This window comes from Ellagibacter isourolithinifaciens, from assembly GCF_008831035.1.
GTDB classification, from domain to species: domain Bacteria; phylum Actinomycetota; class Coriobacteriia; order Coriobacteriales; family Eggerthellaceae; genus Ellagibacter; species Ellagibacter isourolithinifaciens.
Genome location: NZ_WAJR01000012.1, coordinates 1 through 23,243, shown reverse-complemented (window position 1 = coordinate 23,243; position 23,243 = coordinate 1). Strand labels below are relative to the sequence as shown.

Annotated in this window: 14 protein-coding genes, 1 rRNA gene and 1 other annotated feature; of the genes, 5 read left to right on the top strand and 10 right to left on the bottom strand. The window is 59.5% G+C overall.

What is annotated here, in order from left to right; all coding sequences use genetic code 11:
- Positions 1 to 36: 36 nt before the first annotated feature.
- Both F8C90_RS06155 and F8C90_RS06150 read right to left on the bottom strand, forming a co-directional pair.
- Positions 37 to 1,794 carry an ABC transporter ATP-binding protein gene (locus tag F8C90_RS06155; protein WP_158049574.1) on the bottom strand — a complete coding sequence of 586 codons (1,758 nt, stop codon included), beginning with the start codon at positions 1,792 to 1,794 and terminating at the stop codon, positions 37 to 39.
- Positions 1,795 to 3,639 carry an ABC transporter ATP-binding protein gene (locus tag F8C90_RS06150; protein WP_170264572.1) on the bottom strand — a complete coding sequence of 615 codons (1,845 nt, stop codon included), beginning with the start codon at positions 3,637 to 3,639 and terminating at the stop codon, positions 1,795 to 1,797.
- Between the two features lie 120 nt (positions 3,640 to 3,759).
- Here F8C90_RS06150 and F8C90_RS06145 point away from each other — a divergent pair, with 120 nt between their 5' ends.
- From F8C90_RS06145 to F8C90_RS06130, 4 genes are all read left to right on the top strand, one after another.
- Positions 3,760 to 4,758, top strand: coding sequence for a helix-turn-helix domain-containing protein (locus F8C90_RS06145; RefSeq protein ID WP_158049573.1), 999 nt, complete (start codon positions 3,760 to 3,762; stop codon positions 4,756 to 4,758).
- 418 nt (positions 4,759 to 5,176) lie between these two features.
- Positions 5,177 to 5,461: an ArsR/SmtB family transcription factor gene (locus tag F8C90_RS06140; protein WP_158049620.1), complete on the top strand. Its 285-nt coding sequence runs from the start codon at positions 5,177 to 5,179 to the stop codon at positions 5,459 to 5,461.
- A gap of 54 nt (positions 5,462 to 5,515) precedes the next feature.
- The gene (locus tag F8C90_RS06135) at positions 5,516 to 5,734 is read left to right on the top strand and encodes a cation transporter (protein WP_158049572.1); all 219 of its coding nucleotides are present in this window, start codon (positions 5,516 to 5,518) and stop codon (positions 5,732 to 5,734) included.
- A 66-nt stretch (positions 5,735 to 5,800) separates the two neighbouring features.
- Positions 5,801 to 7,714, top strand: coding sequence for a heavy metal translocating P-type ATPase (locus F8C90_RS06130; protein ID WP_158049571.1), 1,914 nt, complete (start codon positions 5,801 to 5,803; stop codon positions 7,712 to 7,714).
- A gap of 66 nt (positions 7,715 to 7,780) precedes the next feature.
- Here the strand turns inward: F8C90_RS06130 and F8C90_RS06125 are convergent, their stop codons facing one another.
- Both F8C90_RS06125 and F8C90_RS06120 read right to left on the bottom strand, forming a co-directional pair.
- On the bottom strand, positions 7,781 to 8,674 hold the full coding sequence (locus F8C90_RS06125) for a DUF4013 domain-containing protein (RefSeq protein ID WP_158049570.1): 894 nt from the start codon (positions 8,672 to 8,674) through the stop codon (positions 7,781 to 7,783).
- 240 nt (positions 8,675 to 8,914) lie between these two features.
- Positions 8,915 to 10,351, bottom strand: coding sequence for a helix-turn-helix transcriptional regulator (locus tag F8C90_RS06120; protein WP_158049569.1), 1,437 nt, complete (start codon positions 10,349 to 10,351; stop codon positions 8,915 to 8,917).
- A gap of 323 nt (positions 10,352 to 10,674) precedes the next feature.
- Here F8C90_RS06120 and F8C90_RS06115 point away from each other — a divergent pair, with 323 nt between their 5' ends.
- Entirely contained in the window at positions 10,675 to 17,490 is a 6,816-nt protein-coding gene (locus tag F8C90_RS06115; RefSeq protein ID WP_170264571.1) for an S-layer homology domain-containing protein, read from the top strand.
- A gap of 240 nt (positions 17,491 to 17,730) precedes the next feature.
- On the opposite strand, the gene rplL is transcribed toward F8C90_RS06115, so the two are convergent.
- From rplL to rrf, 6 genes are all read right to left on the bottom strand, one after another.
- Positions 17,731 to 18,105 carry a 50S ribosomal protein L7/L12 gene (gene rplL / locus F8C90_RS06110; protein WP_158049567.1) on the bottom strand — a complete coding sequence of 125 codons (375 nt, stop codon included), beginning with the start codon at positions 18,103 to 18,105 and terminating at the stop codon, positions 17,731 to 17,733.
- Positions 18,106 to 18,189: 84 nt separating this feature from the next.
- Entirely contained in the window at positions 18,190 to 18,711 is a 522-nt protein-coding gene (rplJ, locus tag F8C90_RS06105) for a 50S ribosomal protein L10 (RefSeq protein WP_158049566.1), read from the bottom strand.
- A gap of 55 nt (positions 18,712 to 18,766) precedes the next feature.
- Positions 18,767 to 18,911: a sequence feature (ribosomal protein L10 leader region), on the bottom strand.
- Positions 18,912 to 18,948: 37 nt separating this feature from the next.
- Positions 18,949 to 20,853, bottom strand: coding sequence for a Tat pathway signal sequence (locus F8C90_RS06100; RefSeq protein ID WP_158049565.1), 1,905 nt, complete (start codon positions 20,851 to 20,853; stop codon positions 18,949 to 18,951).
- Between the two features lie 118 nt (positions 20,854 to 20,971).
- On the bottom strand, positions 20,972 to 22,063 hold the full coding sequence (locus F8C90_RS06095) for an isocitrate/isopropylmalate dehydrogenase family protein (protein WP_158049564.1): 1,092 nt from the start codon (positions 22,061 to 22,063) through the stop codon (positions 20,972 to 20,974).
- 108 nt (positions 22,064 to 22,171) lie between these two features.
- Complete coding sequence (locus F8C90_RS06090) at positions 22,172 to 22,774, bottom strand: hypothetical protein (protein WP_158049563.1); 603 nt, start codon at positions 22,772 to 22,774, stop codon at positions 22,172 to 22,174.
- Positions 22,775 to 23,135: 361 nt separating this feature from the next.
- A 5S ribosomal RNA gene (gene rrf, locus F8C90_RS06085) occupies positions 23,136 to 23,243 on the bottom strand; the annotation flags it as partial.

Here is a 23,243-nt window from a genome sequence, read left to right as displayed (position 1 = left end):
CCCCCGCACATGGGTCGTTTTCAGGGGGAGGCGACCCTACAACCGCCAGGCCGCCGCCTCCTTCTGCAGGGACAGCATATGAGCGAACTCGCCGCCCGCCGCCTTGAGCTCGACGGGCGTTCCCTGCTCGGCGACCACGCCATCCCTCAGGACCACGATCTTGTCCGCATTCTCGACCGTGCGCATGCGGTGCGCGATCACAATGACGGTCTTGCCCGCGAGCAGGCGGGAAAGCGCCTCCTGCACCACGGTCTCGTTCTCGACGTCCAGACTCGCCGTGGCCTCGTCCAAAAGGACAATGGGAGCGTCCTTGAGCAGCGCACGAGCAATGGAGATGCGCTGGCGCTCGCCGCCGGAGAGCTTGGAACCGTTCTCGCCGATCATGGTGTCGTAGCCCTGCGGCATACGGCTCACGAACTCATCGCAGTTGGCGGCATGTGCGGCGGCCAAGACCTCCTCGTCAGTGGCGTCGCGACGGCCAAGGCGGATGTTGCCCATCACCGTGTCGTCGAAGAGCAGCACGTCCTGGAAGACGATCGCGTAATCGCGCAGAAGGACCTCGGGGTCGACGCTCGCAACATCAACGCCGCCCACGGAAACCGTGCCCGCAGTTGTATCCCAGAAGCGGGCGGCCAAGCGGCTCACCGTCGATTTGCCCGAGCCGGATGGGCCAACAAGTGCCGTGACCTCCCCTTCCTTCGCGGTGAAGCTCACATCTGTCAAGACCTTCTCGCCAGCGCGCCCGTCGTCGCCTGCGCCGTAGCTGAACGCCACGTGATCAAAGACCACATCATGGCCCACGGGCTCGAACGCCTCGCTGCCTTGGGCCACAGGCTCCTCCATGATGGAGCGCATGCGCTTGGCCGATGACTCTGCGGCAAACAGCTCCGACACGAGCATAAGGGCCTGATCAAACGGCGCGTAGATACGGCTCACCATAAGCAGGAACGCGAACATCACCATGAAATCGACCTGACCGGAGACGACCATCGCGGCGCCCGTGGCCAGCGTGGTGGCAATTCCCAGGCGTAGAATGGCGAAAGCGGAGTTGACCAGAAGCCCGTTGACGAGCTCACCGCGGGTTACCTCGCGCTCCTCGCGGTCGATCACGGCGTTCAAGCCCGCCAGGTAGTGCGCTTCCTGGTTGGTGGCACGGACCTCGCGCACGCAATCGAGGGTCTCCTGGATGGCCTCGGTGACCCTAACCTTCTCGGCACGGATGCGGTCGAAGACCGGCGTCATGGGACCACGGGTGAGATACAGGATGGCAAACGCCACGGGCACGCTCCAAAACGCCGCGACGGCCAGCTGCCAGCAGAAGAAGAGCGACCCCACGAACACGACGGCGCTCGCGATGACGGCGCCCCACAGCTCGCTCAGCACGTGACTGTAGGCATGCTCCATGGCTTGGACGTCGCCCATGATGGTCTCGGTGAGGTCCGCGAGGTCACGACGGCCGAAGAACGAAAGAGGAAGCTTGCGCAGACGCTCGGCGATGTCGATGCGTTGGTTGCCACACTCCTCGTAGAAAATGCAGTAGCAGTAGTAGTACTGCTGCCAGTTGGAGGCAAAGAGCAACACAAGAAAGACCACGAGCCCTCCCGCGATCGGAAGGACGGAGGGCAGGTCCGCGCCCGTCGTAAGACGGTCGATGAAACCCGCCATGGTCAGGAACAGAAATCCCATGCCCGCCATGACGACGAGGTTGGTGAGCGTAGTCCAGAAGATGCCGCGCTTGGCACCTGCAATGCCCTTATCGGACAGGAAGTACTTCTTCTTGAATGAGGCGAACATCTAGGCCTCGCCTCCCTTCGCGGCGGCGACCGCGGCGGCATCAGCAACCGCGGCGGAAATCTTCCAACTGGCCGCTTGCTCGTAGTCGGCCCACATCCTTGCGTAGAGGCCGCCCTTGGCAAGAAGCGCCTTGTGCACGCCACTCTCCGCAACGCGACCCTGGTCGAGCACCACGACCTTGTCCGCGCCCACGACGGTCGAGAGCCTGTGGGCGATCATGATGACCGTACGCCCCTCGGCCAGGCGCGAAAATGCGCGTTGGATGAGGGCCTCGTTCTCGGGATCGGCGAAGGCGGTCGCCTCGTCGAGCACGACGATGGGTGCGTCCTTGAGGATCGCGCGGGCGAGCGCCACGCGCTGGACCTCTCCACCGGAAAGATACGCTCCGCCGGCGCCGAGCATGGTATCGATGCCCTGCGGCAGCTTCGCCACGATGTCGTCGCACTGGGCGGCGGCGAGGGCCTCGCGCACCTCCGCATCCGTGGCGTCGGGCCGCGCGGCGCGCACGTTGTCTGCGAGCGTCTGGTGGAAAAGCTTGTTTGTCTGGAACACGAAGGCGACGTGATCCATGAGCTCGTGCGGGTTAATGTCGCGCACGTCGACGCCGCCCACGAGAACGCGGCCCGAAGTCGCGTCCCAGAAGCGCGGGATGAGCGAGGCGCACGTGGACTTGCCACCGCCCGAGGGGCCGACGAGCGCAAGCGTGGTGCCGGCGGGGACGTCGAAGCTCACGTGGTCAACGGCGGGGACCTCGGCGCCCTCGTAGGTGAAGCTCACGTCGTCGAAGCGCACGCTGTTTCCCGACGGGTGCTTGGGCGCAGTCGAAACGGCGAGGGGCTCGATCTCCATGACGCTCCTGATGCGATCCAGTGAGTCGGCGCTCATCTGCGAGGCCTCGCCCACGAACATGAGCTTGGTCATCGCGGTGGGCACCACAGCCGAGAAGATCGAGTAGAACGCGAAGTTGGCCACGAACCGGGCAAAATCCGACTCCCCAGGGGCAAGCAGCAGCGCCACGGGCAAGAAGAACGCCACGAGGCCGTTCAGGGCCGTAAGGTTCGCGACCTGAGGCGCCCGGCAGAACGTGCCGGCGTAGTCCTGCGCCATGCGCGCGTAGTCGACGATGGCGTCGTGAAACGCCTTGAACGAGTGGACCGTCTGCTGGAACACCTTAACCACGGGGATGCCGCGCACGTACTCGGTGCCGGTTTTGTTCATACGCACCAGCGCGCCCATATAGGCCTTCATGAACTCACCGCCCTTGCCGCTCATCATGGTCGCCATGGCACCAAACGAGATGACAACCGAGATGAGGCATGCCGCGCCCAAACGCCAATCGAAGGCAAAGAGCAACACGAGCAGGCCTGCAACCATGGCCGCCGCACCCGAGATGTCGGGCAGCATGTGCGCAAGCAGCGTCTCGGTCGAGGCGGCGCAACCGTCCACGATGCGGCGCAGCTCGCCGGTAGCGTGCGTGTCGAAGTAGCCGAGCGGCAGCTTGAGCAGGTGCTCGCTCGTGGCCTTGCGGATGTTGGACGCGCAGCGAAACGCCGCCAGATGCGTGCACATAAGACCCGCGAAGTAGACCACGATGCTCGCCAGGGCAAAGCCTACGGCCCACCAGCCGTAAACCGCGATGTCCGTAGCCTCGCTCCAGTTGGGCGCCGCGGCGATGAGGTCGCGAGCCACAAACCAGATACATACGTAGGGGCCGAAACTTAAGAGCTGAGACACCGTCGACAAACCCATCCCCAGGTACGTGAGGAACTTCCGATTACCAGCGTACGCAAGGAGCTCGCCGATGCCCCCACCTTCCTTTTTCTTCTCCTTCTTCTCCTTAGCCATGTAAATCCTTTCTAATGGCTTGATAGTTAACCTGAATAAACTTATCATTCAGATGTTAGCCTCGGTTCATCATGGGGGCAGAGTTGGACGATTTCGTAAAGAAAAGGGACACTTTCGCAAATGTCACGGTCGCCTACCGACATAACTGAGCTTTACGCACCGCAGTTCGAGCAGTTCGGCCTTGAGCTGAGAAGCAAGGGACCCACCTTCACGGGTGAAGTGGCGAACGACCGAGCGAACGGCCGAGCATGGATCATGCCCATCTCCCCCACCTGCCTTGTGATGGAGCACTTCATCACCCCCACGCATGACATGCACCTTACGGAATACACCCCCGAGCCCTACGCCTGCGTAAGCGAAATCAGCGGGTCGACGCTCGCATGCATGCCCGACGCAGGCATCACGCCCGCGAACCTCAAACCGCTGCGCGGCCCATGGCCGAACAGCGCGATGTGCAGCTTTATTCAGGACAATTGCGGCGAAGAGCAGAGTCCGCTCTTCGCGGGACAGCTCTATCACTCGCGTTCCGTGCTCTTCTTGCCTGGGTTTTTCAACGAGCTAGAGAGTCGCTATCCCACTGAGTTCGCACGGCTCTTCGAAGCGTTCGCCGAGCCGTGGCACGAGGAAGCGGCATCTGCCATCTGCCGTACGCTTCGTCGGCTCAGCGAGGAGCGCGCCCGCGCGGTGGGCGGACAGGTATATATGCAAGGCATTGTGGAGACGATGGTCGCCGAACTCGCCTGTTCGCACGCGGCCTGCGAACAGGCTCGACAGGCAGCTGGCACGCGGGCAAGCACCGATATCGCCAAAGAGGTAGCCGCAACCGTAGAACGCGCTCTTGACGCAGGCAAGCGTATGGGCGTCGACGAGCTCGCCGATCGCCTGTACACGAGTCGGTCAAAGCTCTGCGCCGCCTTCAAAGCCGAAACGGGCGAATCCATAGGAGCCTATGTACGCAGGCGACGCACTGAGCGGGCATGCGATCTACTCGCCGGCAGCTCGCTTCCCGTGGGGCAAATCGCCGAACGCCTTGGTTATCCGCAGCAAGCCGCCTTCGCCCAAGCCTTCAAACAGGAGATGGGGCTCTCGCCCACTGCATGGCGCGCCGCAAAGCCCTAAACCGCGACGACAGAAAACTTCTCGGGGAACCGAACGCGCTTTTGGCCCCGCGACCGAAAAAGCCCCAACTTGCCAGAAACCGACCCCCGCCGTTCGCCTTGCCCTCAAACGCTCGCATTGCCCTCTCAAAAAAGCACATAGGTTTTGCCGCGCTCCCCTTGACAGAGCGAGCGGCATTCCTATACTTATGAACAGTTGCTCATATGTTTACATGAATGAGCAAACAGAAGTTGCGAAAGGATCCATCATGACGGAAAGCCCCAGCCACATCGTGCAAGAGGCGGAGTCTATCGTGAACGCGGCAAACGTACCTAGCGCGAACTCTGAGGAAACGACTCGCGCAAACACGCCCTCCCCGTCCGAAGCAGCCTGCCCCTGCGGTTGCAATCGCGAGGAGACATCCTGCCTGTTCGACGAGATGCCCGACGAAGAGCTCCTCTACGACCTGGCCGATCTGTTCAAGGTGTTCGCCGACACCACGCGCATCAAAATCCTCTATGCGCTCATGGGGCACAACCGCTGCGTCGCGGACATCGCCGAAATCGTCGGCGCCACGCAAAGCGCCGTGTCGCATCAGCTGCGCACGCTGAAGCAAGCCCGCCTCGTGAAATTCCAGCGCGACGGCAAAAACGTCATCTACTCGCTTTCCGACAGCCACGTCTACACCATGCTCGCCCAGGGCATGACGCACATCTGCGAATAATAAGGAACCGACCTAATTTCGGCTCACATAAACCCCAAGGAAAGGACTCCCCCCATGCGTAAGTCGTTCAAGCTCGAAGACCTCGATTGCGCCAATTGCGCCGCCAAGATGCAGGACGCCATCAGCAAGATGCCCGGCGTCGAGAAGTGCACCGTCAACTTCATGATGCAGAAGATGACACTCGTAGCCGACGATGCCCGTTTCGACGAAATCCTCGACGAGGCGCAGAAAACCATCCACAAGTTCGAACCCGACTGCAACATCGTCCGCTAGCTCGCGCAGCCAAGCAGCAGACCCGCTCGCTTTCAAAGCAGCTCCACACCGAGAGGCCCATCACCCATGAACAAAAAGCAGATCAAGTGGCGCAGCCGCATCATCATCGCGCTCGTCATCTTCTTCATTGTCTTCGCGGCAACGGAGTTCCTCCCGCTTGGCGCGTGGCTCGGCAGCGAGACGAACGCCGTCTACCTCGAGTTCGCGCTCTTCCTCATCCCCTACCTCATCGCCGGCTACGACGTCGTCATCAAAGCCGTCAAGAACATCGGCCACGGCCAGGTCTTCGACGAGAACCTCCTCATGACCATCGCGACCGTCGGCGCGTTCGCCATGGTGTTTTTCCCTGAAACGGGGCCGCACATGGCAGAAGGTGCCGCGGTTATGTTGTTCTACCAGGTGGGCGAGCTATTCCAAAGCTACGCCGTCGGCAAAAGCCGCAAGTCCATCGCCGATATGATGGACATCGCGCCCGACTACGCGAACATCATGCAGGACGGCGAGCTTATCGAGGTCGACCCTGACGAGGTGGAAGTCGGCGACGAGATCGTCGTGAAGGCGGGCGAGCGCATCCCCATCGATGGCGTCATCGTGAAAGGCGCGTCCCAGCTCGACACCGCGGCACTCACCGGCGAGGCCGTCCCGCGCGTCGTCGAGGAGAGCGCCGAGGTATTCTCCGGCTGCGTGAACTTGACTGGTGTGCTCACCATCCGCACGACGAAGCCCTTCGGCGAATCGACGGTCAGCCGCATCCTTGAGCTTGTCGAAAACGCCTCGGAGAAGAAGGCGCGCACCGAGAACTTCATCACGCGATTCGCCCGCTACTACACGCCGATCGTCGTCATCGTGGCGTTGATTCTCGCCGTGGTCCCGCCGCTTCTCGGCGCGGGCGCCTGGTCGGATTGGATCTTGCGCGGGCTCACCTTCCTTGTCGTGAGCTGCCCCTGCGCGCTCGTTATCTCCGTACCGCTGTCGTTTTTCGGCGGCATCGGCGGCGCCTCGAAGTGCGGCATCCTTGTGAAGGGCGCTAACTACCTTGAGACCCTCGCCAAGGCCGAGACCGTCGTCTTCGACAAGACGGGCACGCTCACCAACGGCACCTTCAACGTTGTCGCCGTCCATGCGGAGGCGGACGTCGATCCCGATCTCGTCCTTTCCTTCGCCGCATATGCCGAGACGTACTCCGACCATCCCATCGCATTGTCGGTGAAGGCCGCCTACGCGGGCGAAATCGACCGCGCGCGCATCAAAGACGTCAAGGAAGAAAGCGGGCATGGCGTTCGCGCCCAGGTCGACGAGCACATCATCGCCGTTGGCAACGAGAAGCTCATGATGGCCGACAACGTCGCCTGGCACGAGTGCGAGCTTACGGGAACCATCCTGCATGTCTCACTCGACGGTTCCTACATCGGCCACATCGTCATCGCCGACGTCGTGAAAGACGACGCCGCGGAGGCCATCGCAAGCTTGAAGGCGGCCGGAGTGAAGCGTACCGTCATGCTCACCGGCGACCGCGACGACGTTGCGCGCGCCGTCGCCGAGAAGCTCGGAATCGACGAATACCGCGCCTCGCTTCTCCCGCAGAACAAGGTCGAGGAAGTCGAGCGGCTCATCAGCGGCACATCGAGCAAGGGCACGCTTGCGTTCGTGGGCGACGGCATCAACGACGCGCCGGTGCTCACGCGCGCCGATATCGGCATCGCCATGGGGGCGATGGGCTCGGATGCCGCCATCGAGGCCGCCGACATCGTGCTCATGGACGACAAGCCTTCCAATATCGCACGCGCCATTCGCATCGCGCGCAAGACAATGGGCATCGCCTGGCAGAACATCATCTTCGCACTGGGAGTGAAGCTCATCGTGCTCATCTTGGCTGCGCTCGGCATCGCCAACATGTGGCTCGCCGTGTTCGCCGACGTGGGCGTCGCTATCATCGCCATCCTGAACGCGATGCGCTGCATGAGCGTGAAGAACATTTAGGAACCAAAGCAGTTCAGCAACTCAACCAGGCGCGGGTACCCTCGGGGGCATCCCGCGCCTGCAAAGTTATCCCTTAGTCTGAGCGCCCTTGAGCTCGAACGGCATCGGGTCGTCCTGCCCGCGCCAGTTCGCAACATCGAACTGGCAAGTCCAGTGCCCCACTGCACGTATGGCGAGGGCGCAGGCCAGCACGCCGAGAAACGCTGCGAGCAGAGCGATCGCCAAAGCGACCAGTATCAAAATCATCGCTGCCGCCACGATGAGCAAGAACGAGGCGTCGCTCGCAGAAGCCCCCATGTTCGCGAAAAACGACACGCAGAGGATGCCAGCGAAGATCACGACGGAGATCGCAAGGGCAATGGCGACGCCCACGACGAACGAGACGATCAGCCACATGCCGAGTATGCGAAGGATTCCCTTGAAATCGTGGCGCATCATCGCCCAAATTCGCGAAACCTGGAAGCCCGCAGAGAGGCGTCCGTAAATCGACATCCGCATCGTGCCGACCCACTTGAACAGGGTGACGATGAACGAAACCGCGCACAGCACGGCAAACGAGAACAACGACAAAAGCCCCGACACCAAGCCGAGGGGCGCAACCGTCTGGTAAATCGAGTGGATGTCTCCCCAGACGAACGCCGAACCAGCGAAACTTCCCGACGAAATCAGGCCACCCGCGCTCTGGAGCACGCTCATCACCACAGCGCACACCACAGCGATCACTGCCGCAAAGAAACCTCGCGAATACAGCGTCCCATCGGCGTTCTCGAAGATTCTTTCAGGAAGCGGGGCGTGCACGCCCCACGCCATATCGCGCGCCCATCCCCACAGATAGCCCGCGATCACAATCCAACCGAACACGGGGATGAAGGATAAAAGCGCCAAAAGGAGAATGCGCGTCACCCAATGCGGCGACTGCGTGATGTCGCTCCATGCCATCTTGAAATACCCTCGCTGCATCGGTTGCTCCTTTCTCGGTCGGTCCCACTATAGGACATCGGCATGACAAAGCCGCGCGCCCGTTACCAGGGCGTAACCGAGAGAGGCGCAACAGAAAGCGCATCGCCGCCATCTCCCCGATGCAATCGAAGGAGAAGCCTCGAAGAAAGGCGCGAGGGACATCAAGGGGAAACGGCAGCCGCCAGATCAGGCTCGCCTCGCCGCCTCTTTTTCGATACCGAAGACAACTGCGAGCAAAAGCTATGTCAGGAACTTCTTCGTCAGGCCGGCTCGTGTTTGCGTATCGGTCTTCTTGTAGATGGAAGTTAGGTGTTTTTGCAGCATGCGGAGTGAGATATCCATTTCGGATGCAATTTCCTTGAGAGCCCGCTCGTCGGCGGTGACAAGAACAAGCACCTCGGCCTCGCGCGGCGTCAAGCCGTATTCCTCCACGAACGCCGCCAGGTCGACCGCAGAACGCGCCTCCTCTTCAAGCGCCGCGTCCAAGCGAAATGCCCCCGACGCGAAAAACACAACGATAATCGCCACGAACAAAACTATGCAGACCGCGATCATGAGGATGAGGCCCCCCGTCTGGATAAGGGCGAGGGAAGGCGCGACTATCACGAAAGCGCAAGCGTTGTTGATCGCGCGGCCCATTCCCGCCCACAGGGCAGGCCGCCGCGTTTTCGGCGCCATAAGCATGAAACTCGCCGTGAAATAGGTGACGAAGAAGCCGGAAGCGAGGTAGAACAGGACAAGTCCCCAGAACAGGCCGCCGCTCGTTTCAGCCGCCAAGATGGCGATGGTCGAGAGCAGAAGCACGCAGAACATGATGAAGTTCATATAGCGGCGCTGCCGTATATCGAATAGCGCACCAGCCGCGATGGCGCTTACCGCAAGGAGAAGCCTTGGCCAGCTTCCCACGTCAAGATCCCCACCGGCGTCCGCGAGCGTAACGATGTTGTCGAGCGTTACGAACATGAGCGAGACGAGCGCCACGATTACCGAAAGCCAGAGGGCGCCCCGAAGGGAAGCGCTTGGGCAAGTCGCTCGCGCGCCTAACGCGTTCGGCGCGTTTTTCCCGCCCAGATCGCTATGAGCATCCCGCCCGCTTGACATCGGCTCATCCGTGGCCTGGGTCGCACCGTCGCAGCATCCGCTCGCAAAGCATCGGCGGCAAACCGCAAAGAGCGCAGCCGCGCCGACGGCGAGGGCGATCGATGCCGCAAGGCGATCCGAGAACGCCGCGTTGGCGACGAACTGCATGGCGATTCCCGCGGCGTAGGCAATCCCAACCAGCAACGCGGCATGATCGAACCCCGCAATCTTGCGAGACGCCGCCCAATGGACAGCTCCTCCCAAGACTCCCAGCAAATAGAAGCAAATCACACCGATGACCTGCATCAACAGCAGGCTAGGCTGGGCGAATAGGACAGCGATGCCGCCAAATCCCACAACCATAGACGCAATCGAGCAACTCAAACGCACCCTTCGCGGCGTTCGGGAAAAAGGCTCGAAACAGCAAAAGCCCACAGCGCTCGCGCCGAGTATCATGCCCTGGTTCAAAACGACATCGGCCGGGGACATGAAGCTGGCGAGCGTCGCATCGAAGAAGTACTCACCGCCGAGAAAGACGAAGTAGAACAGGGCAAGCGCCATCAATTCCCAAGCATGTGTTTTGAGGCTGGCGGTCATGAGCTCCTGTGCGCGAGGCGATAGTTGAAAACTGCTTCCCCATTATACCAATGGCGAGCGAATATCGAGGAAGGACGGGGATGCTATCCGCAACTGGCGCCTCGATCGTCGGAGATACTCATTAGCTTCCTATAAGTCTATGAGAACCCCGAGTCAAGCCGCACCCACTTCCCGTCATTTTCCTATTTCTGAATACCGCCAGCTCAGAGGTTTGCAAGAACGCCTGGTTCGCATAGACGAACCTTCCCGCCTGATGCCTGTCAAGGCAAACTTGATTATGTATGAGCAGGACCACGCGCGAACGTTCTCGGAGAGGAGCAATCATGCCGCAGAAGAGAAGAAGACACTCCCGGCCCCTTGCCAAAATCGGAGCCTCGGCGCTCTCCCTTTTGCTCGTCGCGAGCATGTGGCCCGGCATAGGGTTTGCCGACGACGTCCAAGCGGGAAGCGGCGAACCGGAGAACGCCCAGCAAGAAGCAGCGCCAAGCGAGCCCTCCCCCCTTGGCAAGGTCGCCATTCCCGAAAACTCATTCGGATACGACAGCCAAATCAGCCTAGCCAGCCAAAACGAGGGCGAGGAGGGAGCTTCGACAACCGGCGAAGGCAACGCATCCGCCGATGGCTCCGCCCAAGCAGCTGGGGAAGGTGTCGCATCCGAAGCGGGCGTAACCCCGGAAGAGGCCGACCCCATCATCCCAAAGGGGGATACCGGAATCGGCCCAAACCCTTTCAAAGCAGAGGCAAACGCGCAGCCTGTCGCCAATTTCCCGAACTACGAGAAGTACGACGAGACGTCCTACCCCGGCCTAAACGCCACCCTGTGGAAAACGTCCACCGGCTGCGAGGGAATCAAGAAGTGGGCAGGCACGCTCATCGAGGATAACGGTTATTGGGACCAGCCAGGATGGAGCTTCGAGTGCGGATGGAGCGCACCGGATCCCCCTCACCCAGCAGAAGTCTACGGACGCGTGGAGCACGGTTACTCCAACACCGTTGACGGCACCGAACAAGATGTGGTCTTCGCAGAAGGCGATGCTGGCCTCACCTCGCTCGATCTGAGCGCTGTCTTCGACGGCAGCTATGACGTGTACATGAGCTATGGGGCGTTTGAGTACAACCAAATCGAGTCCCTCACGATCCCCAGCTTCGTGAAGTCGCTCGGCGAAAGCAGCTTCAAGCAGGACGGCACGTTCCCCCGCCTCTCGTCCCTCACCTTCGAAACCGACGCGCAAGGAAACGGCATCGAGGAGATTGGGTATGGAGCGTTTCAGAGCTGTGGCACCTTGGCCGGGCAAGAGATGATCGCACTCCCGTCGTCGCTCAAATATCTTGACGGCGGGGCATTTTCGTATTGCGGGGCCCTCAACGTGAGGCTTGACAATTCCGACATCCGCTTCGGTGACAAATCTTCAGACGGCGAGACCCCCGGCTGCCCCTTCGACGAAGGGACGACCATCTACGCCTATAAATACAAGTCGGACGGCACCGAATCAGATCCTTACCGGCTCTCGCAAAGCCACAGCGGCAATATCTACCACTACGTTTGGATCGACAAGGTCGCCATCGAGGGAGCAATCGAGCTTCCTGCCGGCGTAAGCGCGCAGGATATCGCGATTACGCTCGAGCAAGGGGAAACCACCCCTATCACGTTAAACGACGACGGCACGTTCTTATGCAATAGCGCTCTTCAGGCAGTCGAAGCCGTCGTGTCCATTCGCATCCCCGGGTATTACGAAGCGACGTTCGGCAGATCGGCATCGCTTATGCAAGGCGCCTGGAACCTCGGCACGATTTCTGCCGACACTTTTAAGGAAGTTCCCGCAACTCGCTCCTTCACCCTGAGCATCACGCAGAAGACGGGCCAGAAGGACGAATACGGCAACGACACGCTCGCCGCCATCACGGACCAATCGAAGCTCTCATATACCCTAAAGCGCAACGGCGTTAATCTGACCTGCGGAGAAAACGGAGACTATGAGATTCAAGGCGGCAGGCTCGTCCTATCCGAAGCCCTTGCCGGCGAAACGGGAATCCTCGACCAGCTCTCCTTGGAAATCGTGCCCGACGACTCGCTTAAACTCTCGTCCGCGGTCGCCGAATACGATGCGGAGTTGGGAGGCTTCAAGGCAACCCTCCCCTCGTGGGGAGACGTCGCCATCACCACCAACGCATCGTTTATCGGTCGAAGTCACGTCATGGTCTTCGATGGCATCGACGAGAATTCTCGTTGCGTCTTCGACGACTACTCCTCGGTCAGCTGGCAAAGCAGCCAAACCGGCCCAAGCTGGATTGCGCAAACTGGGAAATTAAAGCAAGGCACCTACACGATTGTCGCCTTCAAACCAACCGACACAGAGTTCAGTGCGCCGAAGCTTCGCTCGATCGACGGGCTTGGCGTCCCTTATGCGCAAACGACTGTCGAGGTCAACGACGATGAAACGACGCATGTCGAGCTCGGTGTCCCTGACTTCGATATGCAGTATGCGCTCGCGAAGATGGGCATTAAATCAGCAAGCACGAAGGTGCCCACGAGCGCGATCGTCGTCGGTTTAGAAACGATCGTCGAGGTCAACTTCGAGATAGAAGAGTGGGCAGGCGCTCGCATCTCGCTCGATATCTCCTCCTCGGACTACTCTTCCGCTTCCGCCAGCGCCGCCTTCAAAGACGGCGGTCAGGCATATGTCGACAGCCAGCAGGAATGCCTCTACATCGATATCCCGCAGGAGGTAACGTCCGATACACTCTATATCGCCCTTACCCCGGAAAAGGAGAAATCGTACTCCATTCCCGTTTCCCTATCCAACAACGGGCGCACAACCCACATCGGCAATCTCTTCTTCCAGGCATTGGGAACCTACGTCCAAGTACAAGGCGATTGCGTGGCCCTGACAGGAAACATCGCCACCGCATATGCCGCGCCCTATTCCGACGTCGAGCTCTTCATCGGCGGACAGAGCGTCGGAATGGGAACCACCAATTCCCTTGGCCGCGCAAACATCTCGTTCGATATCCCCGAGGACACAGCGAGCGGCCTTTTGCACGGCGACAACGTGAAGATCGAGATAGCAGCAGGAGAATCGACCAACTACACGAACTGCGCTTACCGCCCCGCAGCGCAAATATGGTCCTTCAAGATCACGAACAAGGGGGAAACCCAGAATCGAATCACCGAAGGAAAGGAAAACGACGAATACCTGACAGTCCGGCACCAGCTCCTTTCGAGCCAGTGTGCATACTGGACGTTCGATGTCACGGTGAAGACCAACGGACAGGACATCAACGCAGAAAAGATGCTCATGATGTACGTTGAGTGCGCAGACGGGAACACCGTGCTCGTCCCGCTCAACCTGAAGTCAAGCTCGGGCGATGAGATACGCTTTGCTGGCGAATACGTCGATGAAGCCTACCTTAACTTCCTCGACACCTATTCGGGATCCAGCATCGCCGCGACCTCAGAGCTAGAGCAGGCAGGCGTTTTCATCCCCGAAAGCTACCATTTCAGCAGCTTCTCCCTCTCCTACAAAGCGAACCTCGACGACCTCGATGACGAGGATTACCAGAAGCGCATCAAGGAGCGCGCCGAGCAGGAAGCAAGCGAGCGCCAGGCGTACCTGACAGCGATTCAGGAAGAGTACATGAAAAACGGCGGCAACAGCGAAGCCGAGGCGATAGCCGAGCAGACCGACGCCATGCTCGGCGCGATTGTCGATACCCTGAAATCGCGCGACGACGCGAACAGCGCCGAGGTGCAGGCGGCCATCGCGGACATCGAGGCCTTGCGGCCCAATTTTCAAGACATCACCGGCCGCCTGTTCGAGCCGACGGAAGATGACTGGATTCCCAACATCGAAAAACGCTTCTACACAGGAGAATTCGTGAGCCTTGAGACGCCCTCACTACCTTCCGATGAGGACATCGCAGCCTGGGCGGAGGCTTTAGGGACAACCGAGGAAGAGCTTAAAGCCGACCTCATCCAGTTTGATCAAGCAATGACCCAAGACGCAGCGATCGCCAGGGAAACGCAGCGGACGTTCTCCCGCGCAATCGACAACATGAGCGAGAAGCTCGGCGTCGGCAAGCCGAGCGAGTCGGGGTCTCCCTACACCTTCATGGACGATAACCTCGAAAATCACCTGAATGGGTCCTTGACCGTATCCGATAGCGACACGACCAAGGGCGACCTCATCTTCTCGTCGACGCAGGGTCGTTTCACCGGGGAGATGTTCGTAACCGATTCTCAGAGGAACGGCACGGGCGGGAAAACCCCCGGCATCTTTACGGGATTCTCCACACGCGTGACGGAAACCGCCCCCGAAGGCGTGAGCGCGAGCCCAGGAACCAGAGGGATTTCCCTTGAGGGCAAGCCAGGCGACAATACCCGTGTGTCGAGCTATACCGCCGACTTCGACGCCAACCACGAGCACCACGACGGTGCAGTAGTCGATGCTCTTTGGGGTGCAGGCTTAAATGTCATAGGGGCAGGATTGGACGAAATCTCGCAACCAGCAGGCGAATGGGCAGCAAGCAAGCTGGTCGGCAAGGTTCTTCCGAACCAGCTGTTCCTGAGCAGGCATATCGTCAACTGGAACCCCATCATCAACAAGATCAACACGTACTCCAACCTGAACCTCGCCCGAATTGAGGCGCAAACGACCGCCTCCGCGGCGAGCATCTCGCAGCAGATTCAGGGCAGCATATCCGCGATCGCCCTCGCGGGAAATATCGTGGGAATGAATCGCACGACGGACTCCTGGTGCTCTTCTATGAGCGAGCTTGGCGACATCGAGTCCGATATCGAGCAGATCAACTCGTGGATTCTCTACTACAAGCAGGTCAACCCCTGCGACAGCGACTGCACCCGCTGCCTCAACGCGCTCTTCGCCGAGCGGGACGCGGCCGAAAAGTACCGCGATTACGTGAAGGCGGAAGACGACCACAACTGGTTCGATATCAAGACGAACCTCTGGTCCTCCTTCCTCAATGCCGCTGCCAGCGCCTGCTCCATCAGCAGCTACTCCGCAGGAACCGGCAAGGTTGCAGGCGTGATGAACAAGGGATTCGTCGCGCTGGACGTCACGTCCACGAGCGTGCATCTATACCGAGCGCCCTGGATGGATGCAGCAAAGAACGAGTACCTCGAGGCAAAGGCCTACCGCGAAAGCGTCTGCAAGAGCACGAAGAAGAAGATTCAGGATGAGAAGGAAGAGATTGCAAGGCTTCGCAGCCTCATCGACTGGGATCGCTTCTACGGATCGAAGATCATCATCGACCCTTCGGGAATCGTCTACGAGGGCGTGACCTCGAATACCGTCGAGGGCGCAACGGCCACTATCTACCACGCCGACGATGCCCAGGGCACGGGCGCCGCCCCTTGGAACGCAACCGATTACGAGCAGGTAAGCCCGCAGGTGACCCGCGCCGACGGCTGCTTCCAATGGAACGTCCCCACCGGCTACTACCAAGTCCGCGTCACGAAGGACGGCTATACGGCCGCCCAGACCGAATGGCTCAGAGTCCTACCCATCAGAACAGGGCTCGAGATTCCTCTTGTATCGACTGCGGCGCCGGAAGTGAGCGCCGTCCGAGCCTACCCCGATCGAGTGGAGCTTGAGTTCAGTCAGTATATGAAGACGAGCTCAAAGGTGAGTATCGACGGTTTGGGCGATGCGGTCCGCGATACCACCTGGTCGGGCGTAGAGACATCCCCTGAGGGTGTTGAGCTCGCAAACATGCTGACCATCTATTTGAGCGAGCCGCTCGAGGAGGGGGCGACGATAACGCTTACCCTGCAGGGCGCAGAAAGCTACAACGGTCAGATGCTCGGCGGGCAATCCGGATGGACGCAGGATCTGACCGTCGCAAAGCACCCTGCGAAGTTGTTCGCCAACTACGAGAACGCGATATCCGTGCAAAGCGGCGAGACTGCCAACGTCGTCGTGAACGTGGCATATGCCGATGGCTCCCCCGTCGAGATGCAGGGCGTCACCGTCACCATCGGCTCCGACAGCATCGCAACGCTCTCGGGAGCGCAGGCCGGATCGCGCGAGATTCACTTGACAACCGACGCAGAGGGTAAGGCGACTTTCCTCTTAACCGGAGATTTGCCTGGCCTTACGCAACTGGCCATCTCCGCCGACGGCACGCCGCTCTCCAAGACGCTCGACGTCCGTACAACCTCGGAGGAGGGTCAGCCCACAAGGCCAACCGCCGAAATAGCATCCTTCACGTTCGGTCCCACGTCCCCGAAGGAGAACAGCGCTACGGTGCCGATGGGCTCGATGCTTATTCTGTCAACGCCGACGGAAGGCGCAAGCATCTACTACACCACCAACGATACCTGCCCGTGCAAGCCGGAGGGCTCACGAAAGCTCTACACCGGGCCGATTCCCGTGAACAGCAGCGCGAAGTATCGTATTGCCGCATATAAGGATGGCATGTCGTTCGACAACTACAGCGAACGGCTCAACCTGACCCTGACCGTCGTGAATTCAGGACCCGTAACTCCTCCCACGCCCGATCCCCCCGACGTGCCTGTATTCCCCGATGTGGATTACAGCGAATGGTACGGTGACGCGGTGACCTTCATCGCGAGCAAGGGCCTCATCACTGGCTACACCGACGGTCCACAAGCGGGTCTTTTCGGCATAGGCGACACGCTCACCCGCGCACAATTTGCGACAATCCTGTGGCGCAACGCCTGTCCCGACGAATATGCAACGTACGACCCCACGACAGCCGTGGACACGACGGGAATTGAGGGATCGGCCAGCGGAATGTACTACACCGCAGCCGCTAACTGGGCAGTCAGGGAAGGCATCATCACCGGCTTTGAGCAGCCAGATGGCACGTTCGACTTCGCCGCCGACAAACCCGTCTCCTTCGAGCAGATGACGACCATCATCGCGCGCACCTATGCCTCCTTAAACGATCCCGCAGCAGAAGGCGACCTGTCAGCTTTCGTCGATGGAGATGAAGCAAGCGAGTGGTCGTTCCGAGCCCTCGCGTGGGCACACGGAAGGGGCCTTGTTACGGGATACGACGAACCTGATGGCAAGTACCTGCGCCCTGGCGAGCCCGTCAAACGCGAGCGCGCGGCGATGGTGCTCATGCGCGCCTTCCAGCTTGGCATCATGGGGTAGAGCGTCCTTAGCCCCCTCGGGGAGGGATTGCCCTCCCCGAGGATCGACGCTCAACTATCGATGATGCGGTGAATACAAGTTTGCCTGAACGACATCAGCAGCAGAGCCAAGCCAGTCCCATGTCGAGCGGCACGCTCGCGGCTAGTCGATTTCAACCCGCACCCCCAAGCCCCATTTTCTGCGCAAAAAAGACCCTCCCGAAGGAGGGTCTTTCTCACTGCGAATCTAAAAAGAGTCGAGTTACTTGAGGGTGACAGCAGCGCCAGCCTCTTCGAGCTTGGCCTTGATTTCCTCAGCCTTGTCCTTGGCAACGCCTTCCTGGATAGCCTTAGGAGCGTTCTCGACAACTTCCTTGGCTTCCTTGAGGCCGAGACCGGTGATCTCGCGGACAACCTTGATGACAGCGATCTTGTTGTCGCCAAATCCCTCGAGGACGACGTCGAACTCGGTCTTCTCCTCAGCAGCAGCAGCGCCAGCAGCCGGAGCAGCAGCAACGGCAACAGGAGCAGCAGCGGACACGCCAAAGGTCTCCTCGATGTCCTTCACGAGTTCGGAAGCCTCGAGCAGGGACATCTCCTTCAGAGCCTCAATAATCTCTTCGCGAGTAACAGCCATGTTAGTTTCCTTTCAAAGGGGCCAGGATCTTCCCGGCCGAATAGTTTTCGTTACGCGGCGTCTCTCAGGCCGCATGAGCTGATGCTAGGCAGCTTCCTTCTGGTCGGCCACAGCCTTGGTGACCTGAGCCAGACCGCGCGGCACGCCAGCGATGGCGGTCGCAAGACCCTGAGCCACACCGTTGATAGCAGCAGCGATGTGAGCGTAGAGCTCTTCGCGGGAAGGCAGAGAAGCGATAGCCTCCACCTCGGCAGCAGAAACGGCAGCGCCGTCCATGATGCCGCCCTTGATCTCGAGAACGTCGTTGCTCTTGGCGAACTCCTTGACAGCCTTAGCAGCAGCAGCCACGTCGTCACCGCAGAACACGAATGCGCTCGGACCCTGGAGCATGTCGTCGAGCGTCGGCAGCTCGGCGTCGGCCAGAGCGATGTGCATGAGGGTGTTCTTGTAAACCTTCATGACAGCGCCAGCCTCGCGCACGCTGCGGCGAAGCTCCTGGATCTGCTTCACCGTAAGGCCGCAGTAATCCACGACCCACACCGCAGAAGTAGCCTCGAGGTCCGCCTTGACGTTGGCGAGCATTTCTTGATTCTTTGCGTTGGGCATTCGTACACCTCCTTTTCCTCAAACTCGAGTTCCGCCCCTTGGGGTGGAGCCGCGTTCGAAGAAACGAAAACGACCCCCACCGTCACAGGACAGCAGGGGTCGTCAAAGCTCAACGCTTAGATAACCACCTCGGCGGGCCGCATTTTCATGCGATTAAACCTTTCGGTGCCTGCTGTCTTGGGCAGCGGAACAATTTCATCTATCACTGCTTTTATGCAGCTCTTATATGATACGCATCTACACCGTAGTGTCAACGTTTTTCTGCTCAGGCCCCGCCGTCTTCACACTGTCGATAGATTGAGCGGGAAATGCTGTCGTGCCAGCATCGATGTAGGTGAAGGAAATCTCATCGCCAGCCGAGTAGGCAACAATCTCGAGCATACCGGGCAGGGGGAAATCGTAGATTGAAGGATCGCCCTGAAGCGTCACATAGTAGTGAGAATTCCCCTCGATGACCGCCTGCGCCATCGTCGCGATGATGCCCTTGGCCTGCTTCACGTCCGACGGCGCAGAGTCGCCCGTGTCGACGCCGTTCGTTGCGAGAAGGGCCTCGTAGGACTTCTGACACTCCGCGACCGTGTCGCCAACCGCCACGTTCTGGTAGCGCTGGATGTCGATCATCGCGAACTTCTTCACGAGTCCCGCGCTGTCCTTGAGCGCCATGAAGTACGTCGGTTGGTTCGCCACGTTGATGAGCAGCGGGAAGGTGGCCGTGTAGCGCAGATTCTGAACCTGACCCTCGGCGGATTGCATCGCTGACTCTTCCGTAGCGCCCGCAACCGAATAGAAGTGCGACTCGGCCGTACGCTGATTCACCAGCACGAACCCGACGATGGAGTTGTCGGCCGTCGCCGAAGTGACGCCGGTGTAGACCCACACGTCGTCGTCTTTCGCGATGTAGTTGTAGCCAACGTTTCCGTCGGTACCGGGGGTGGTTTGGACCACGTTCTTCTGGCCGAGCCAGCTATTAAGCCAACCGTCCTTGTAGGCGCCCGACCAGTTGTACTGCTCGATCAGAAGCTCTGCAGGATATGCGCGGTCGACCCATTCTGGCACCTCATCGATAGAGATGTCGGTGCACTCGCCCGTCGTCGCGTTCACCATGACGACGCGGTCGATGGTCGTACCTCCGAACAGGCCGATCGTACGCTTCTGCACGGGGCAGATCCACCACGGGTGGCCATCCTCGTCGATCTCGAACGACTTCTCGTCAAACATGTAGAAGGGGTACTTCAGCTGCACGTAACGGTCGATGTTGCGCGCAAGCGGCTCTGACTGGGAATAGAAAATGGCGTTGTCGCCGAGCGTCACGATTTGCGCATCCTGCGTCGTCATGTCTACAAGCGCATATGCGGGAATGCCCGTGCCACGATTGGTGAACCACTTGAACAGGTCGGCGTAGCCGAGCGGGCTCACACGAACCGGCGTGCCCTGGTAGTTGATCTGGCTGTAAAGCGACGAGATCTCGAACTGGCTGACGTACTCGGGAATCGAGCCCATCTCGCGATTGCCGAGAAGAATCGCAGAATCACGGTCGATCACCGGAATCTCGGAGTAGTTCACCTCTTGAATGTCGGAGGCGAAATCATGGTCGACGGTATTGAGCACCGTGGCGTATTTCGCCGCGTTGCCCGGGAAAAGCGACAGCGACATCAACGCACCGATAATGCCCACGCAAGCGACGGCGACAGGGATGAAGGAGAGCACCTTAAACGTCTTCGCCTTGCCCTCGTTGCGCTCGGCGCGCTTGCCCTTCCCCTCCTTGTAATTCGAGGAGCGCACGCGGAAGAACAAAAACGTCGGCAGCAAGATGAACACCGCGATGAAGAACCAGGTGTCGACGCTATGGATGTTGATAGGTGGATGGAACCACCAATAGGCAGCAAGAATAACGACAACGAGTACGATGATCGCAACGATAATTGCCTTCTTGCTCCACGATTTCATGTTCTCGATGATGTGCGGCATCTCGACATGCGGCGCCTTTGGCCCACCAGAACCGCGAGAAGATCCCGCATCGGCAGCCTTGGCCGAGTCATCCGCATCGGAGCCGCCGCCGAAAGGCGAGCCGAACGAATCGGTGTTCATGCCGGATTGCTTAAGCGCCTCGAGCAAAGCGTCAAGTCCCGATGATTGCTTCAAACGTATCCCTCCTTGATAAGGTAATTTTCCTCCACTATACACGAAAATGCCCAGTCCCTCGCGAGACCGAGCATTTCCGTTACCGTCCTTTTACCATCGAGAAGATGGCGAATGCTATCTACTTCGCGAGAGCCGTGAGCAGCGCATCGGTGAACTCCGTGCAGCTCGCCGCAGGCTTATCGGAGCCCGTCAGATTACGAATATCGCCCGTCAGGCATTCGCCAGCGGCGTAGACTTCGGTGACCGCGCGACGAATACGGGCCGCAGCTTCGAGCTCGCCGAGATGGTCAAGCATCATCGCGGCAGAGAGTATCTCCGCCGTGGGGTTCGCCTTGTTCTGCCCCGCGATATTGGGAGCAGAGCCATGAACCGCCTCGAACACAGCATATTCTTTGCCGATATTCGCACCCGGGGCAATACCCAAGCCGCCGACAAGGCCCGCTGCCAGGTCACTTGCAATATCGCCATACAGGTTCGGGAAGACGGCGACATCGAACTGCGAGGGGTCGGTGACCATGTTCATGCAGAAGGCGTCAATGATGCGGTCGTCGAAGTCGACGCGACCCTCATATTCCTTGGCCACCTCACGCGCGACGCGAAGAAACAAACCATCTGAGTACTTCATGATGTTTGCCTTGTGAGCAGCGGTAACCTTCTTGCGACCGTGCTTCAGCGCATACTCGAACGCATATCGAACAATATCCTGCGAGGCAGTAACCGAAATCGGCTTGACAGAGATGCCGGAGTCGGGACGAATAGTGCCCGCACCCTCTTTCGCGCAAAGGTCGATCAGCTTCCGAGCGCCTTCGGAGCCTTCCTCGAACTCGACGCCAGCATACAAATCCTCGGAATTCTCGCGAACGATCACCAGGTCGACGTTGTCGTAACGACCACCAGCACCGGGAAGCGAAACGACGGGGCGCAGGCAAACATAAAGGCCGAGCGTCTTGCGAAGCGCAACGTTCACGCTACGAAAACCAGTGCCAACGGGAGTCGTGATTGGTCCCTTGATGGCAACTTTGTTGCGCTTGACGGCTTCAATCGTGGAATCAGGGAGCGGCGTGCCCTCGGTTTCGAGGCAATGCGCGCCAGCCTCGGCGATTTCCCAATCGATTTCCGCACCACAAGCCTCGACGACACGCTGCATAGCGGCCGAAGTCTCAACGCCGATTCCATCACCGGGAATCAAGGTCACCGTATGACGAGCCATAGCTCCTCCTCACAAACCCGTCGCAAACGCGACTCAAACGAATACGTTTCAAGGATACGCATAGAAAAGAGCGTCAAATGTTACATTGTAGTCGACGGCACAAATAGGCTAGGACAGGTTCTCAACGATGGTCGTCGCCTTTCGCCTCAAGGCGCCGCGCCCATTCTTCGAGTCGAACAACATCCGCTCAGCAAGCTCGGATTTCACCGGCTCCGAAAGATGCCCCGTAGAGAAATCGACAAGCGAATTCAACATATCCTGGAACTCAAGGTCACCATGCCAGCATTGAATGCCCTCATCAACAAGCGGCCAGACACGTTCAGAATTTTGCTCGGAAATCGCGCCGAACTTGCAGAGGAATCGCATCGCAGCAAGATGCAGCGGACCGCTCTCCTCGTCGAAAAGCGCATTCTCCGCCCCATCGATAGCGTCAACGCAAAGCGAGGCATCGACATCGCAGAGACGAGTCAGCACGTCAAGGCATTCCCAGCGCGTCTGCGCCTCAGGACGAGATAGTGAACCAACAAAAATCTGGCTATAGCCGGAAACCGCAGCGGCGTCGGAATGGGAAACCGCTGCGAGGACCTGTGCAGCCTGCTGTCGAGATCGACGCGTCCCGTTTGCCAATGCATCTGCAATCTTGTCAAGCGTCTCATGATCGGAGACACACGACGCAGCAAGGTTCAGAACAGTCTCACTATATTCAGCCACGAAAAGTCAGTCCTCTCAAACATACACATCAAAATTAATTCATATTGTACCTGTAGATATACAAGTAAATGTAAATGAGCGAACAAACAACATGGTGAAACAGAGAAATTCAATGATAGAAAACGAAATAATGCTTGAAGAAAACCTGGCGACCTTTTCGGAAATTGACAAACTTGCTGTCGCAGCACAGCAGACTCGCCGTATAGCCGCATGAAGCGCGATTGATTGTCCGCAATAACTCCCGCAAATAGCGCAAGACCCGCCCAGGAGGCGCACGTACGCCCGGGCGCAAAAGGAAAGGGGGCCGCGGCCGGGTCCCCCCGGGCCGCGGCCCCCTGCGCGAAAGAAAAAGCGCCGCCCATGAGCGGAACGCCCTATCCTCCCACGGACTTCCTCCGCAGTACTTTCGGCGAGGAGGGGCTTAACTTCCGAGTTCGGAATGGGATCGGGTGATCCCCCTCTCTACGGT